This window comes from Halalkalibacter lacteus, assembly GCF_036663595.1.
Taxonomy (GTDB): Bacteria; Bacillota; Bacilli; order Bacillales; family Bacillaceae_D; genus Halalkalibacter; species Halalkalibacter lacteus.
In genome coordinates, this window is the sequence record NZ_JAWRVL010000338.1 from 1 (window position 1) to 252 (window position 252).

At 38.9% G+C, this 252-nt stretch carries 1 pseudogene; it reads right to left on the reverse strand.

Annotated features, from left to right (window positions below):
• A pseudogene (locus SAZ04_RS22570) lies at positions 1–252 on the reverse strand (translation initiation factor IF-2); the annotation flags it as partial.

The following is a 252-nucleotide window of genomic DNA, read 5'->3' on the forward strand; positions in this document are numbered from 1 at the left end:
AATATCATTATAATTCTTGATGGTTAAGCCGCATTCCATTCCCATCTGCACATCTTTCACATCATCTTTAAAACGCTTTAGTGAACCCAGTTCAGCAGAAGCACCTTCCCCTGATGGATAGACCACAATACCATCGCGGATCAAACGAACCTTACTATCTCTTTTAATCCTTCCTTCTATTACATAACAACCAGCTACAGTAGCTTTGTCAAATTTGAATACTTCTCTTACTTCCACATTAGCCACGATCTT